Origin of the sequence: Chryseobacterium turcicum, from assembly GCF_021010565.1 — a bacterium.
GTDB classification, from domain to species: domain Bacteria; phylum Bacteroidota; class Bacteroidia; order Flavobacteriales; family Weeksellaceae; genus Chryseobacterium; species Chryseobacterium turcicum.
Genome location: NZ_JAJNAY010000001.1, coordinates 2,615,603 through 2,630,503, shown reverse-complemented (window position 1 = coordinate 2,630,503; position 14,901 = coordinate 2,615,603). Strand labels below are relative to the sequence as shown.

Here is a 14,901-nt window from a genome sequence, read left to right as displayed (position 1 = left end):
ACACAGTCAAAATTACCCATTTTTCTCATTGTATTGTCGTTTGTTGTACGAATATAGTGAAAAATTCGACCAATTGAACATTAATCACGACTGATCGATAGCTTAAATGTATCTATCTCTTCAGACTTTTGTAAAAGAAAAATTAGTTATTAATATGAGACTGTTAAAATTTCACCCAAATCAACAATACTTCGTACTTGCGACGATGTTTTTATTCTGCTCTTGTAAAGACAAGGAGAAGCCTGCAGTAATTAAAGATGTACAGGTTAATATTCAGCGTATCTCCACAAACAATAATATATTCCCGACCGAGTACATCGGTACGGTTGTGAGTGAAAATGCAGTTGATATCAGTTTTCTGGCTTCTGGAAACATCGAACAGTTGTATGCCAATGAAGGCCAAAAAGTAACGAAGGGTCAATTATTGGGTCGTCTCAATACCACTTCTTTAAAATATGCCCATGATCTTTCGGTTTCCTCTTTACATCAGGCTCAGGATGCTTACAAAAGATTATCAGCGATGTACAAAAATAAAAGCCTTCCCGAAATCCAATTCATCGATGTGCGTACCAAACTGGAACAGGCGCTGGCCAGCGAGGCTATTGCCAAAAAAAGTTTGCAGGATTGTAATTTATATGCACCACAGTCGGGTGTTGTTGGGAATCGGTTTTTAGAACCTGGTGCCAATGTAATGCCGGGAACCCCTGTATATAAAATTCTTGATGTATCTAATGTCAAAATAAAAACGGCGATACCTGAAAACGAAATATCAGGTATTAACACAGGTATGTTAAGTACGGTGAAAATTTCAGCGCTCAATAATGAAGCTTTCAATGGAAAAATTATTGAAAAGGGGGTTTCGGCCGATGCCATATCCCATACCTATGATGTGATGGTCCGGATCAGCAATCCTGAGAGCCGAATCATGCCGGGGATGGTCTGTAAAGTATATCCTGATGTTACTGCTGAAAATTCAGCAGGTGGGAGTATTGTTGTTCCTATCAAAGCTGTTCAGATTGATTTTTCGGGTAAACGTTTTGTCTGGATTGTTGACGATAAAGGAAAAGCCGCATACCGAGAAGTCAAATTAGGGCAACTCAGTGGTGATGGAGTGTCGATTACCAGTGGATTAAAAGAGGGTGAGCAGTTGATTACCGCAGGTTACCAGAATATCAGTGTGGGAACAAAAGTGTCGGTCATTAAATAAATACCCATTTTCAGATGAAAGAACAAAAAGGAGCCATAGCCACGGCTATGAAATACAATAAGATCGTTTTATTATTGATCGGAATACTGGTAATCTGTGGTGTTTTCGCCTTACGCGAAATGCCAAAGCAAGAATTCCCTGCATTTACAATCCGTCAGGGTATTGTAGCTGCAGTTTATCCTGGGGCCACCTCGGCTGAAATTGAAGAACAAGTATCCAAACCATTGGAACAGTTCCTGTTCACTTACAAAGAAGTAAAGAAGTCAAAGACCTATTCTCAGTCAAAAGATGGAATTGTGTACTTATTGGTTGAGCTTAACGATGATGTGGTGGATAAGGATGAGGTCTGGTCAAAAATCAAGCATGGTCTGTCCACCTTTAAAATGAAACTTCCTCCTGGTGTGGTGGCATTGATTGCCAACGATGATTTTGGAGATACCTCAGCACTACTTGTTTCTCTGGAATCCGATACGAAGACCTATCGTCAGCTCAAGGAGTACATGGAAACGCTCGAAGGACGTCTGCGCTCAATTGAATCTGTTTCTAATCTGCGTCGTTTTGGCGAGCAGAATGAACAGCTGAGCGTTTATATCGACAAGGAAAAAATAGCAAGTTATGGCATCAATCTGTATGGTCTATATCAAGTATTGCTTACAAAAGGCATGGTGGGTCCTTCCGGTGCGATCGATAATGATGAAATGGTGGTACCGATACATATCACTCGACCATTTTCCTCCGAGAAAGATCTCGAAGAGCAGGTTATTTACTCCGATCCCCAAGGGAATCATATCCGCCTGAAAGATGTGGGTCGTGTGGTCAGAGAATACCCAAAACCATCTACTTATACTATCAACAATGGAAAAAAATGTCTAATTCTTTCCACGGAGATGCGTCAGGGCTACAATATTGTACAGTATGGTAAAGAAGTTGATGAAGTAATCAACAATTTTGAAAAAACGCTTCCGGATGATGTGAAGATTTTCCGTATAGCTGACCAGCCCAAAGTTGTCGATGCTTCGATAAGTTCGTTCCTTCATGAATTGGCCATTGCAATTGCTGCCGTAGTTCTTGTGGTAATGGCATTGATGCCAATTCGCGTCGCTGGTGTTGCAGCGTCCACAATTCCGGTCACGATTTTTATCTCCCTGACCCTAATGTTTGCCTTTGGTATAGAGCTGAATACAGTTACTCTTGCCGCTCTTATTGTGGTGCTGGGAATGATTGTAGATAATTCGATCGTGATCGTGGACAGTTATCTTGAAATGCTGGATGAGGGCGTTCCCCATTGGGATGCTGCAGTTGCCAGTGCCCAGGAATATTTTAAGGCCATCTTTTCGGCTACATTAGCCATCGGACTTACTTTTTTTCCATTTCTGCTGACATTCTCAGGACAATTATATGATTTTGTTAAGGCCTTTCCGTGGACTATACTGATCACCCTTAGTGTTTCATTAGCAGTTGCAGTTCTTTTTGTTCCGTATTTACAGTATCTGATTATCAAAAAGGGGTTACATTTCAAAGAAGACGCTGGTAAACCCCGCAAAAAATCATTTTTGGATTATGTACAGTATGGCTATGACCATATTTTACAATCGGTGCTTCGCTTTCCAAGAACGTCATTCTTGTTCGGTGTGCTTTCGGTGGTCTTGGGCATTTTGTTATTCCTTAAAATACCTATTAAGCTGATGCCCATTGCAGAACGTAATCAGTTTTCGGTGGAAATATTTCTTCCGCAGGGAAACTCCCTTCCACAAACCGCTGCTGTTGCGAAAGATATGGCTGGAATACTAGAAAAGGATAAACGTGTCAAATCGATCACAACATTCGTTGGAAGTGGTTCACCACGCTTTCAGACGACTTATGCACCAAAAATAGGAGGATCAAACTTTGCACAGTTCATAGTCAATACAGAATCAAACGAAGCAACAGAAGAAATATTGAACGAGTATACAGAGAAATATGCCTATCACTATCCAAATGCATTTGTTAAGTTCAAACAATTGGATTATCAAGCTGGTGTGGATGCGGATATTGAAGTGCGACTGACAAGCGACAGTATCAGTGATCTGAAGGCTGTATCCGAAAAAATACGTTCACAAGTCGCTCAATTGGATGAACCGTTGAGGGTTTATACCAACTATGAAGAACCATTGCCAGATGTCCGTGTGGCACTAGATCCAATAGAGTCTAATAGGCTCGGTGTAACTGAAGGACTTCTGGGCGTCGCATTGGCTTCCCGATTCGGAGGACTTCCTGTTACTTCAGTCTGGGAAAATGATTACAAGCTGCCTGTCGTACTTAAATCTCAGTGGGAGCTTAAGGATCCAGTTGCTGCTGATGTTGAAAACGAATATGTATCCGGTCTTTTTGCGCCCGCAGTACCATTGCGCCAGATTGCTAAGGTCAGTACTGGCTGGCAAGAAGGTCAAATTGTTCGCCGAAATGGTGTACGCACCCTTTCCGTACTCATAGATCTTAAACGTGGAAATGTTATTGCACCTGTACAAGCAAAAGTAGAAAGTATTGTAAGTAATTTATCAAAAGACATCAAAGACCACAAGGTGACAGTTTCCTATGGTGGGGTTAAAGAAAATACAGATGAAACATTACCTAAAATAATCCGTGGTCTTGTGATATCCATCGCCATTATATTCTTTATCCTCGTATTCCATTTTAAAAATCCAGGTTTGGCAGGGCTTGTCCTTGCATCTACCACCTTCAGCTTCCTAGGAGCTGCCTTAGGATTGTGGATTATGGATATGGAATTTAGCATAACGGCTGTCTTGGGACTGGTTAGTCTTATCGGTATTATTGTTCGTAATGGGATCATTATGTACGATTATATTGAGGAACTGAGACATAAACACGGTATGCCTTTAAGGGAGGCCTGTCTGCATGCCGGAGAACGCCGAATGCGTCCCATATTACTTACATCCCTGGCAGCATCGATGGGTGTAATCCCAATGATTATCAGTAAAAGTCCGTTATGGGCGCCAATGGGTACGGTCATCTGTTTTGGAACATTGATTTCGATGTTTTTTATCCTGACTATGTTGCCGTTGATCTATTGGTTAGCTTATAAAGGCAGTGAAGATAAAGTTCGAAAAACGGTCTAAGGAAGCTACAAAAGTTTAGGTAAACAAAAAATTTCACAACAAAAAAAATGAGAAAAAGTATAATGATCATCACGGCCATGTTACTAGGCATATCTAGCTATGCACAGCAGCGACTCACCCTGATGCATAGTAAGTCGCTGGCGCTGGAAAACAATGGTAAGACAAAAAATAGCGCATTGGAAATAGACGCTGCGCGAGAAACCAAAAGTGAAGTATATACAAAGTACTTTCCAAAGATAAGTGCTTCCGCCACAGGAATGCAGGCTATTGATCCTTTATTAAAAATGCAGATACAAGGGGGGAATCTTCCGGTGTATGATGGCAATCCGGCCAATCTGCCGACGGCAAATCAATTTGCTTATATGCCGGGCACTGAGCTGGGATTATTCAATCAGGTGGGTTTGGGCTATCTGAACGTTTTACAGCCTGTGTATGCTGGTGGAAAAATTAAGAATGGGAATAAGCTGGCGGACCTTAACCTTACAGTAAAGGAAAAACAGCAAAAGGTGGTTCAAAATGAAATTTTGCTCAAAACAGAGCGGGAATATTGGCAGATCGTTGCCTTGGAAGAGAAGCAGAAATCGCTAGACAACTATGTTAAGTTTCTGGATACACTTTATCGGCAGGTCAGCACGGCATACCAAAATGGTGTGATTATCAGAAATGATCTCCTAAAAGTAACGATTAAGCAAAGTGAACTTAAGGTAAACCAAACGCAGCTGACCAATGGAAAGAAGCTTGCACTTATGCAGTTATGTCAAACAATCGGAATTCCTTATGACCCGACTATACGTGTGGAAAACGAACTTGACAATTTTTCAGACCCACAGACTTATTTTGTTTCAAACGAGAATGTCATGAGCACAAGAGCCGAATACCAATTACTTGAAAATTCTGTCGAAGCTTCTCATTTATTAACTAAAATAGCTAAAAGCGAGTATATGCCGACATTAGGCGTAGGCCTGTCAGGTTATTATATGAACCAATTCGAAAAAGGTCAGAACGGTGCATTCAACGGTATGCTCTACGCGACTGTTTCTATTCCTATTTCTGACTGGTGGGGTGGCAAGCATAAGCTTAACGAGATGGAAATCCGGGAAAATATAACGATTAATACACTAAATGATTCTAAAGGTTTACTTAATCTACAAATGGAGAAAGCCTGGACCGACCTTAAAGAAACAGATGAGAAGATCACACTCATTCAGGAAACGCTGGAGCAGGCTAATGAGAATTTACGGGTGAATCAGGACAGTTACCGAAATGGTCTTATTCAATTGTCTGATCTTCTTGAAGCCAGAGCATTAAAATCCGATACCGAAGACAAACTTACTGAAGCGAAAACTACTTATAAAACTGCGGTAACCAATTATCTGCAGGTTACTGGAAGATAATCATGGCAAAGCAACAGTGCATTAGAAAAATATCGATTACCAAACTTTGCGGTTAATCCGTCTAAGGTGCATCAATAAAATATTTAAAATCTGAAAAAATGGAAAATTTTAAAAACAAAAATGTACTGATCACCGGTGGTGCAGCAGGCATAGGCAAAATAATGAGCCGGATCTTTCTTCAAAAAGGAGCAAAGGTGATCATTTGGGATATCAATCAGGTTAAGATTGATGAGACGGTAAGTGAACTGTCTACATTGGGGCCCATTCAGGGTTACCAGGTCAATGTTGCAGACTTTGAGGGTCTTAAGGCTGCATTTGCAAATGTGAAAGAGAAGCACGGCATCGTTGATGTTCTGATCAATAATGCTGGAATTGTCGTGGGAAAATTCTTCCATGAACATACTGACGCAGATATCCAGCGTAGTATGGATATTAATGCAAATGCGCCTATGTACATAACAAAGTTATTCTTGACGGATATGATGGCCCAGAATTCCGGATATATTTGCAATGTAGCTTCCTCAGCCGGTTTGATTTCAAACCCCAGAATGTCTGTTTACGCCGCTAGCAAATGGTCGGTACTGGGCTGGTCTGACAGCATTCGTTTGGAAATGAAACAACTTAAAAAGAATATTGGAGTGACAACAGTCACACCTTATTATATTAATACTGGCATGTTTGATGGAATACGTTCTATCGTGCCTATTTTGGAACCTGAAAATGTTGCAAAAAAAATAGTTCGAAGTATTGAACGTCGTAAACCAATTGCCAGTATGCCCTGGAGCATTCATTTTGTGAGGTTTTTCCAGGGGATTTTCCCTATCTGGTTCTTCGACTGGTTCGTTGGAAATGTGATGGGGATTTACAAAACAATGGATCATTTCAAAGGACACTAAATAATTTATATTATGGATTACATAGCCAAAATAGTAGAAGATCAAAGAAGATACTTCCTTAGCGATGCCACAAAACCGATTGCGTTTAGGATAGAGCAACTTAAGATACTTCGCTCAGCCCTTAAGGAGAGTGAAAGTGAAATGATAGCGGCTATAGCACTGGATTTTAAAAAGTCACCCTTTGACACCTACACGAACGAGCTTGCATTACTCTACAGTGACATTGACGAGGCTATCAGCAAAATGAAACGTTGGACAAAGGTCAAAAAAGTGAGGACAAATTTGGTGAATTTCCCTGCAAAAAGCTATATCATTCCTGAACCATTAGGAGTTTCCTTAGTTATCGGGGCCTGGAATTACCCTTATCAATTATCATTGGCTCCAATCATTCCCGCTATTGCCGCCGGTTGCACAGTAATATTAAAACCAAGTGAGTTACCATCGAATACCAGTAGGATTATGGCGAAAATTATATCTGCGCATTTTGACCCTTGCTATATTGCGGTCGTGGAGGGTGGAATCAGGGAAACTACCAATTTACTGGAACAGAATTTTGATAAGATCTTTTTCACAGGGAGTGTTCCTGTTGGAAGAATTGTTTATCAGGCTGCTGCCAAAAACCTTACACCGGTAACTTTAGAGCTTGGTGGAAAAAGCCCGGCCTTTATAACCGAAAGTGCCAGGATGAAAATGCCAGCCAAACGTCTGGTCTGGTCAAAATTTCTTAACTCCGGCCAAACATGTATCGCCCCGGACTACGTTCTGGTTCATAGTTCGGTGAAACAGCAGTTTCTTGATGCACTGATTGCTGAAATTAAATCCATTGATTTCAGTTTTGAACAGGGTACCTACGTACAGATCATTAATGAGCGAAATTTTGAGAGACTAGAAGGATTGATTGACCATAATAAAGTTTATTATGGGGGTAAGGTCGATAAGCAGAGCCGATTCATTGAACCTACTGTAATGACTAATGTAAATTTCAGCGATAAGGTAATGTTGGAGGAGATTTTTGGACCTATTCTTCCTGTGATTGAATATTCTGATCTGGCCGATGTTATTTCAAAAGTGAAACAGGGGCCACGTCCGTTATCTTGCTATATCTATACGGAAGATAAGCACATAAAAGAGCGCATATTAAAAAGTATATCATTTGGCGGAGGAGCCGTTAACGATGGAGTGATGCATATTACTAATCCACGGCTACCATTTGGAGGAGTTAGGGAAAGTGGTATGGGTTCCTACCATGGTGATGCAGGTTTTCGGGCTTTTACACATTATAAAAGCATCTTGGATAAGCCTACTTGGATTGAATTTAATCTGAAGTATTACCCACATACACCGCTGCGCCTAAAGCTTATCAAAAAGCTGTTAGGTTAGACCAAATAGTCTTTGCAAGACAAGAATAAGTACGTTGAATTTTATTTGCTTTTATGTCCGGTACTATATGTCAAAATAGCATCGGACATTATTGATGTAAGGAACGTCTTGTTATTACCTTTTTTATCTCGTCTTACATTAAAACCTTATAAGAATGAATATTTTTGAAGAATTATATGATTTCATCTCCTATTGGAGAATCAATGAAGATATAACGGAACCTGATACGAAAGATCTTAAAATCTTACTTAATCAATACATATCAATATTATCTGTTATGTTCTTTTTTCATACTGTATTTAATGTTCTTTTTTTAGGTTTATCTGTTGACAGCGTTGTGCTTTTAGCCATTTCAGTGTTCTTTTGCCTTTCCTTCTTTTTTCTAGTTAAGCTCAGGGAAAATAAATATGTCATATCGTTTGTCTTTATCTTGCTGACGGTAATTGTGACCTACTATTCTTCGTACTGTGCTATTGAAAGCGGTGTTTTTGTGTTTTATATTCCATTGATTTCGGCACTGTATATATTTTTTTCCTGGAAGGCACATAAAAAGTTTATAACAGTACTACTGCTATTTATTTTGGCTAACCTTTATCTATTCGCTACTGGTCATCTTGATTTTATCGAAGTCAATAATAAGAATATCGAATATAGGAAAACGCTGTTAGTTCTTAATATGACTTGTATTTTGTTGCTTTTAGCTGTTAATTCGTACTTCTTTCAGCAAAAAATACAGGATTATTATTTTATTTCTGCACGGATGGACAAAGGGGAGGAAATTGCGAATTTAAACAATGAGGTTAAGCGGCTAAAAAAAATGATGAATAAAAATGTATTTACTGAAGAGGCATTAAAAGAACTTCTAGATTTAATTCAGATTAACGATCAGGTTTTCATCGAAAAATTTGAGAGCTATTTTCCTGATTTTTTCTACCATCTCCGATCTTTAAGTCCAAATCAGCTGATGTTGTCTGATTTAAAGATATGCGCGCTCTTAAAAATGGGCTTTACTTCAAAACAGATTGCTATTTATAATAATTCATCTATAAAATCTGTGGAGGGAAAAATATATCGATTGCGAAAAAAATTTAATATTGCCCCTGATAGAGATTCCAGGGTTTGGTTCTCTGGAATTTAGCATTCCCAAGCTTTGTTTTACACCTTACTTTTCCATGTGAGGGTATCTGAGGTCTGTTTAATACTAGGCTTTATTCAGATTTATTGTCTTTTTGCATATGAGGTTACTTGATCATCAGATTAAGGATATCTCAAAGCATACAGATGAGAGAGCAGAGATTACATTTACAAAAGGCATATACTTTTTTTGAAGGTCAGTTTGAAACTGTTCTAGATTTCGTACGATCGATATTTGATAAGTTTTCTTTTTTACGAGGTCCACCAGAGTAAACTGATTCCCTGAACATAAAATAACGCAAGATTAATAACCAATTGGTCCACCTTATCTATTTGAATTTTTCATTGGTTGACCTATTTTAAAACTAAACAAAATGAAAAAAATATTTCTGGCAGGCGCAGTTCTTGCCTCATTGTATAGCCTGGCACAGGTTGGTGTCAATACTCAAAATCCACAGGGGATTTTCAATATTGACGGAAAGTCCAGTACAAACACAACTAATCCGATCACCGGAGTACCAACGAATTTGCAAATGACCGACGATTTTATCGTAAAAAATACAGGTGCAACCGGAATCGGAACTGTTCCAGATAATTATGCAATGTTGGATATCGCTTCCTCTAATAAAGGAATTTTAGCTCCGCGTGTAAACCTCATTTCAAATATTTACGACCTCAATGCCGATGGTGATAACAACCTGAGCAATCAGCCTCAAGGTCTGTTGGTCTACAATACTGGTACAGCATTAAGCAAGGGGTATTATTTTTGGGATGGCTCAGAATGGCGGGTTTTTGATAGTTCAACATCAATTACGCCCACCTTTGATGGACTGGTTTGCGCCTCAGCAACCTTATCTCCATCCGGTTATGCAAATGGTATTCCCTATACAGGTAATTTACGAGTACCTTATACGGGCGGAAATGGAGGTTCTTATCAGACTGGGGGGCCAATTAATATCCATGGTCTGACCATTGCTTTAAGATCTGGAAAATTGGAATACGGGGAAGGAGAATTGGTTTTTTCTGTGACAGGAACTCCGGATACAAATAATGATTTTGCAATTACTCTAAATCAAGCAGCAGTTCCATTTTTGGCATCAGGACAGGAATGTACAACGATGATCACAAATCAAAAAGGAGCTGATATCAAGAATATTGCTTTTCTGGGATCCTTAACATTAACGAGTGAAAACGGAAGAAGTGGCTATCACCTTGTCGGTAATACACCTGATGGAAAATGGTCTGTGCGCTGTTTTTTACCTACTAATACTGACTTTTCAGATGTTAATCTACAACTTCGGTACAATGGTTCAGCATCAGATCCTACAACACGGGATATCATACAAAATACGACGTATATGTGGGGAGGAGGAGCTACTACCTCTGGAAATCAAGTTAGGTATCCGAAGAATATATGGGCGGGATCCAATGTAAATGTTTCCAGCCTACAGACTGCATTGGCACAAAATGCAAGTAATTTCCCTAACTGGGGTGATCCAGGAGTGTACGCTTCGTCGATACCGGAATACAGGTTATACCATTGGACAGATTTTGATACTGCAGGGTCAAAAGTATTTTATACGATGGAGTTTATGATGGGATCATCTACACCTTCAGCGCAAGCAACCGCTGTGACATGTCCTTCAGGAACCTGTACGTCAACACGTGTATTTTTTAATTTGAGACAAATTACAGCACCTTAGTATGGATTTTAAAAATATTCATATAGGCAGTCTAATCGAAAAAACTGTTACAGAACGCGGGATAGAAATATCCCGTATTTGTAACTTTATAGATTGTACGATACAGGAGGCTCTTGCCATGTATGAGATGGAGAGTATGGAATCAGCAGTTCTTTTACGATGGAGTAAACTGTTGGAATATGATTTTTTTCGGATCTATTCGCAGCATCTGATCTTATTTGCTCCACAGGCTGGTACAAAAAAAAATATTTCTTTTGATGCCCATAAGTTTTCACTTCCACAATTCCGAAAAAATATATATACAAGAGATCTGATTGATTTTATTCTCGAACGAATTAATTCGGGAGCAATGACAAAAGAGCAAGTTATTGAAAAATACCGTATTCCCAAAACAACATTATATAAGTGGATTGATAAATACAAACTACCATAGTATTCATCACGCTTAAAATTAAAAGTATTAATCTGTATGCCACCAGAGATCACACTTAGAAATGTGCATAACTGTAGGGCTTGACAAAAAATAGTATCTATGAGACCTATTGGACCCGATTACAAACGTATCTACTTAGATATTCTTGAAAATAAGTTCCCCGATAAAAAGGCTTTATGCAGTTCAGTTTTAGCAAAACATACCTGGACAGCTCAGGATATATTGGAAATAAATGATCGAATTTTCAACTCGGTAAATTATTCATCTAAAAAAAATAATATGTTGCATCGCTCTTATCGTAAAGTAGATATCTTAAAAATACTTGATTATCAAAAAATGCACAGACTCAATAATACACAACTTGCTGTTCATTTCCGGTTAAGTCGGAATACTGTTGGTAAATGGAAAAAAATATTTGTAATTTAATTGAGTACTTAAAAGTACTCAATTGGCTGTTTGCATGTCATGTTTTTCAGTTTCTATTACAACAGTATCTAGCCTCTTATTTATTTCTTCCAATGAGGGATTTGTACTTTCAATCCAATCAGTGACTATTTTCATTTCATTACTACTTGTGCTAACTGTGCTAGTTGTTATGATCTTTTCTTTCCCATTTTTAATTATGGTTGTGTCCCATCTTGGACCACCTGCATATACAGCAGCATACATGATTTTTGCTTTGGTGATGGAAGTGCCTCCCGTTAAACAGGCATGGTAAAACATTAAGTGAACGTCCTGCCATTTCTCTATTTTTTTATCACAATGATAATCGTGAACGACTGAGGCATTTCTGTATTTGCCTTCATAAGGTCCTCCAATAATGGTCCAAAATGCTTGTGGAATTGATGCACCGTTTACAACAGTATTCTTTGGAACCTTCCATAATTTTCCGTCAGGATCTATATAACTAAATTCGCGTTTTAGTTTCATTGATCTTCCATCATTGAGCCACTGAACAGTTACGTCACCGATAAATTTATCTATTGTTTGTTGGCTGCTTAACACCAATGGAAAAAATAGTAATAGTAAAATTAGTTTCATGATTGGTTAGTTTTAACCAAAGTTAGTGTTTTTTGTGAATGTTTGTGTGTAAAGTTTTAAAAATTAGTAATTTAGGTGTTGCTTATCTGTTAAGTCAGTATCAACTTAGTTTATTGGTTTTGAAATATTAAGATTAGTGCATTCTATTTTAAACATGCATCCCATATTTTTTGTCAAACTTATTGGTTCTTTGCTGGAGTTGATGATCTATAATATCATTTGTTATAAGATAGTCCGCAGAAATTTGGATTGACTAAGATTGATCATTTTGGTTTCTTCAAGAAAGTAATGAAGGATCATCTGTGGAAAGATGTGTGTTGTAAACTGGATGACCTCATTAGATAAAACCTCATTCTTAGAAGCTCTATCAGGAAGATTGAGATGTACTAACAAATCAAATAATGATAGAAATATCTTTAAACTATTGAATGAGAATCCAAAAATCTTAAGTGTAAAGATTTCTTAAATAATATAGAATTCCAACCCATAATTCTTCATTTTCTTTGATTTATTGATCCCCATTTTTTTATATACTTCAAACGATTAGGAGCATATTTCAAAGTTCAGGATTGCATAGGAGGTCACCTGATTTTCTATAGCAAATATATTCCGTGGTCATTGTGTGAATTTTTTTTGGGTATCGGAAATCGAAAATCCCTAACCTTCCGCAAAAAAAATTAAGCTTCCCTCAATCTGTCCTATTGCTTTACTCCGTAATAGATGATCAATTTGATCATTTTACCTAGTTTGAATAATGTTTGAGAATCAGACTACAACAATTACCAATTCAACTACTTTTTATAGAAGGGTAATTAAGAATTTTGCACTTAAGATTGAAGTTAGTTATACAAACTATTAAAAAAAGAATTATGCAAAAGAGAAAATTAGGGAATAGCGGATTAGAAGTATCGGCACTAGGCTTTGGCTGTATGGGGTTGAACTTTTTGGATGGGAAAGGTCTTGATAAAAAAGAGGCCATAACACTACTACACAATGCAGTTGATAGAGGGATTACATTTTTTGATACTGCAGAAGCTTACGGACCTTACACTAACGAAGAACTTGTTGGCGAAGGATTACAGCCCTATAGAAAAGATGTAGTGATCGCTACAAAATTTGGTTGTAAAGATGCCAGACCGGCAGTAGGTTTAGACAGCAGACCTGAAACGATAAGGGCAGTAACCGAAGCATCTTTAAAAAGATTAAAGACAGATTATATTGATTTGCTATACCAGCACAGAGTTGACCCCAATGTTCCGATAGAAGATGTTGCAGGAACTGTAAAAGATCTAATACAGGAGGGAAAAGTGAAGTATTTCGGTTTATCGGAAGCAAGTGCCAAGACAATTCGAAAAGCTCATTCAATTCAACCAGTGTCAGCATTGCAAAGCGAGTATTCTCTGTTTTGGCGTGAACCTGAAAATGAGATCATATCGACATTGGAAGAATTAGGGATTGGTTTCGTACCGTTCAGTCCTTTGGGCAAAGGCTTCCTCACAGGTATCATCAACAAAAAATTAGAGGAAGTTGACCGACGAAATGTAATTCCTCGTTTCACAGAAGAAAACATCAATGCCAATCTGGTTTTAGTGGATGCACTTTCTAAGATTGCTGAACAAAAAAATATTTCGACCGGACAGTTAGCATTAGCCTGGCTATTGGCTCAAAAGCCTTGGATAGCACCAATCCCCGGAACCACAAAACTGCATCGTTTAGAGGAAAACATAGCTAGTGCTAATGTTGTACTTACAGCTGAGGAACTTGCAAAAATTGATGAAACAGTGAGTGGAATTACATTGGTAGGCGACCGGTATCCCGAATTTTTAGAAAAGCAAATAGATAAATAAAAATTAATTGTAATGCAAAATATTAAAGGAAAAGTGGTCGTCATCACAGGTGCAAGCAGCGGCATGGGAAAAGCTCTTGCCATACAATTAAGCAAAAATGGTGCAAAGGTTGTCTTGGGTGCAAGACGAACAGAACAATTACAACAACTTGTTGAAGAAATTAAAAGCAAAGGTGGTGAAGCCACCTTTGCTAAAATTGATGTGAAGAATAAAGCGGATCTGGTCAGGTTGGTCAATACAGCTGTTGAGCAGTACGGAAGATTAGATGTCATTGTAAACAATGCAGGTGTTAGTCAATTAAGCCGCATTGACGAATTGGATATTGATGGCTGGGAAGAAATGATCGACATTAATCTCAAAGGCGTTTTGTATGGGATGGCAGCTGCAATTCCCGTTTTCAAACAGCAACAATCGGGACATATCATCAATATCATTTCAACGGCAGGAATAAAGATCGTGTCCATGCAAGGCGTTTATGCAGGAACTAAAAATGCTATTCGTACGATTGCAGAAGCATTTCGTCAGGAGTCTGACGGAAGTATTCGGATTACTGGGATTTCGCCTGGGTTTGTGAAAACAGATTTTGCGAAAAATATTAAAAACGAAGAAATGAAAACCGCAGTTCAAAACGGAATGGAACAGATGGCTATTAATCCGATTGCGATTGCCAATGCTGTGATTTATGCAGTAAGCCAACCTGATGATGTTGAAATTGGTGACATCGTGATTCGTCCGTCAAAACAAAATTGA

At 38.4% G+C, this 14,901-nt stretch carries 12 protein-coding genes; 11 read left to right on the top strand and 1 reads right to left on the bottom strand.

Annotated elements, in window-relative coordinates; all coding sequences use genetic code 11:
• The first annotated feature begins 106 nt into the window (after positions 1-106).
• The 9 genes from LO744_RS12035 (at position 107) to LO744_RS11995 (ending at position 11,689) form a co-directional block, all read left to right on the top strand.
• Complete coding sequence (locus LO744_RS12035) at positions 107-1,207, top strand: efflux RND transporter periplasmic adaptor subunit (RefSeq protein WP_230669584.1); 1,101 nt, start codon at positions 107-109, stop codon at positions 1,205-1,207.
• 14 nt (positions 1,208-1,221) lie between these two features.
• The gene (locus tag LO744_RS12030) at positions 1,222-4,323 is read left to right on the top strand and encodes an efflux RND transporter permease subunit (protein ID WP_230669582.1); all 3,102 of its coding nucleotides are present in this window, start codon (positions 1,222-1,224) and stop codon (positions 4,321-4,323) included.
• A 47-nt stretch (positions 4,324-4,370) separates the two neighbouring features.
• Positions 4,371-5,717, top strand: a complete 1,347-nt coding sequence (locus tag LO744_RS12025) for a TolC family protein (RefSeq protein ID WP_230669580.1) — start codon at positions 4,371-4,373, stop codon at positions 5,715-5,717.
• A 98-nt stretch (positions 5,718-5,815) separates the two neighbouring features.
• Positions 5,816-6,613, top strand: coding sequence for an SDR family oxidoreductase (locus tag LO744_RS12020; protein ID WP_230669578.1), 798 nt, complete (start codon positions 5,816-5,818; stop codon positions 6,611-6,613).
• A gap of 12 nt (positions 6,614-6,625) precedes the next feature.
• A complete protein-coding gene (locus tag LO744_RS12015; RefSeq protein ID WP_230669577.1) occupies positions 6,626-7,993 on the top strand; it encodes an aldehyde dehydrogenase in 1,368 nt (455 codons plus the stop codon).
• 154 nt (positions 7,994-8,147) lie between these two features.
• On the top strand, positions 8,148-9,131 hold the full coding sequence (locus LO744_RS12010) for a helix-turn-helix transcriptional regulator (protein WP_230669576.1): 984 nt from the start codon (positions 8,148-8,150) through the stop codon (positions 9,129-9,131).
• Between the two features lie 370 nt (positions 9,132-9,501).
• Positions 9,502-10,830: a hypothetical protein gene (locus LO744_RS12005; protein WP_230669574.1), complete on the top strand. Its 1,329-nt coding sequence runs from the start codon at positions 9,502-9,504 to the stop codon at positions 10,828-10,830.
• 1 nt (position 10,831) lies between these two features.
• Positions 10,832-11,263, top strand: a complete 432-nt coding sequence (locus tag LO744_RS12000) for a transposase (RefSeq protein ID WP_230669572.1) — start codon at positions 10,832-10,834, stop codon at positions 11,261-11,263.
• Positions 11,264-11,362: 99 nt separating this feature from the next.
• Positions 11,363-11,689: a helix-turn-helix domain-containing protein gene (locus LO744_RS11995; RefSeq protein WP_230669570.1), complete on the top strand. Its 327-nt coding sequence runs from the start codon at positions 11,363-11,365 to the stop codon at positions 11,687-11,689.
• Positions 11,690-11,707: 18 nt separating this feature from the next.
• On the opposite strand, the gene LO744_RS11990 is transcribed toward LO744_RS11995, so the two are convergent.
• Positions 11,708-12,304: a DUF1353 domain-containing protein gene (locus LO744_RS11990; RefSeq protein ID WP_230669569.1), complete on the bottom strand. Its 597-nt coding sequence runs from the start codon at positions 12,302-12,304 to the stop codon at positions 11,708-11,710.
• Positions 12,305-13,173: 869 nt separating this feature from the next.
• Between LO744_RS11990 and LO744_RS11985 the strand changes: the two genes are divergently transcribed.
• Both LO744_RS11985 and LO744_RS11980 read left to right on the top strand, forming a co-directional pair.
• Entirely contained in the window at positions 13,174-14,151 is a 978-nt protein-coding gene (locus LO744_RS11985) for an aldo/keto reductase (protein WP_230669566.1), read from the top strand.
• A 12-nt stretch (positions 14,152-14,163) separates the two neighbouring features.
• Positions 14,164-14,901, top strand: a complete 738-nt coding sequence (locus LO744_RS11980) for an SDR family oxidoreductase (protein ID WP_230669564.1) — start codon at positions 14,164-14,166, stop codon at positions 14,899-14,901.

Coding starts and splice junctions, on each gene's coding strand:
- LO744_RS12035 (WP_230669584.1), top strand. CDS start 107: ATGTATCTATCTCTTCAGACTTTTGTAAAAGAAAAATTAGTTATTAAT.
- LO744_RS12030 (WP_230669582.1), top strand. CDS start 1,222: ATGAAAGAACAAAAAGGAGCCATAGCCACGGCTATGAAATACAATAAG.
- LO744_RS12025 (WP_230669580.1), top strand. CDS start 4,371: ATGAGAAAAAGTATAATGATCATCACGGCCATGTTACTAGGCATATCT.
- LO744_RS12020 (WP_230669578.1), top strand. CDS start 5,816: ATGGAAAATTTTAAAAACAAAAATGTACTGATCACCGGTGGTGCAGCA.
- LO744_RS12015 (WP_230669577.1), top strand. CDS start 6,626: ATGGATTACATAGCCAAAATAGTAGAAGATCAAAGAAGATACTTCCTT.
- LO744_RS12010 (WP_230669576.1), top strand. CDS start 8,148: ATGAATATTTTTGAAGAATTATATGATTTCATCTCCTATTGGAGAATC.
- LO744_RS12005 (WP_230669574.1), top strand. CDS start 9,502: ATGAAAAAAATATTTCTGGCAGGCGCAGTTCTTGCCTCATTGTATAGC.
- LO744_RS12000 (WP_230669572.1), top strand. CDS start 10,832: ATGGATTTTAAAAATATTCATATAGGCAGTCTAATCGAAAAAACTGTT.
- LO744_RS11995 (WP_230669570.1), top strand. CDS start 11,363: ATGAGACCTATTGGACCCGATTACAAACGTATCTACTTAGATATTCTT.
- LO744_RS11990 (WP_230669569.1), bottom strand. CDS start 12,304: ATGAAACTAATTTTACTATTACTATTTTTTCCATTGGTGTTAAGCAGC.
- LO744_RS11985 (WP_230669566.1), top strand. CDS start 13,174: ATGCAAAAGAGAAAATTAGGGAATAGCGGATTAGAAGTATCGGCACTA.
- LO744_RS11980 (WP_230669564.1), top strand. CDS start 14,164: ATGCAAAATATTAAAGGAAAAGTGGTCGTCATCACAGGTGCAAGCAGC.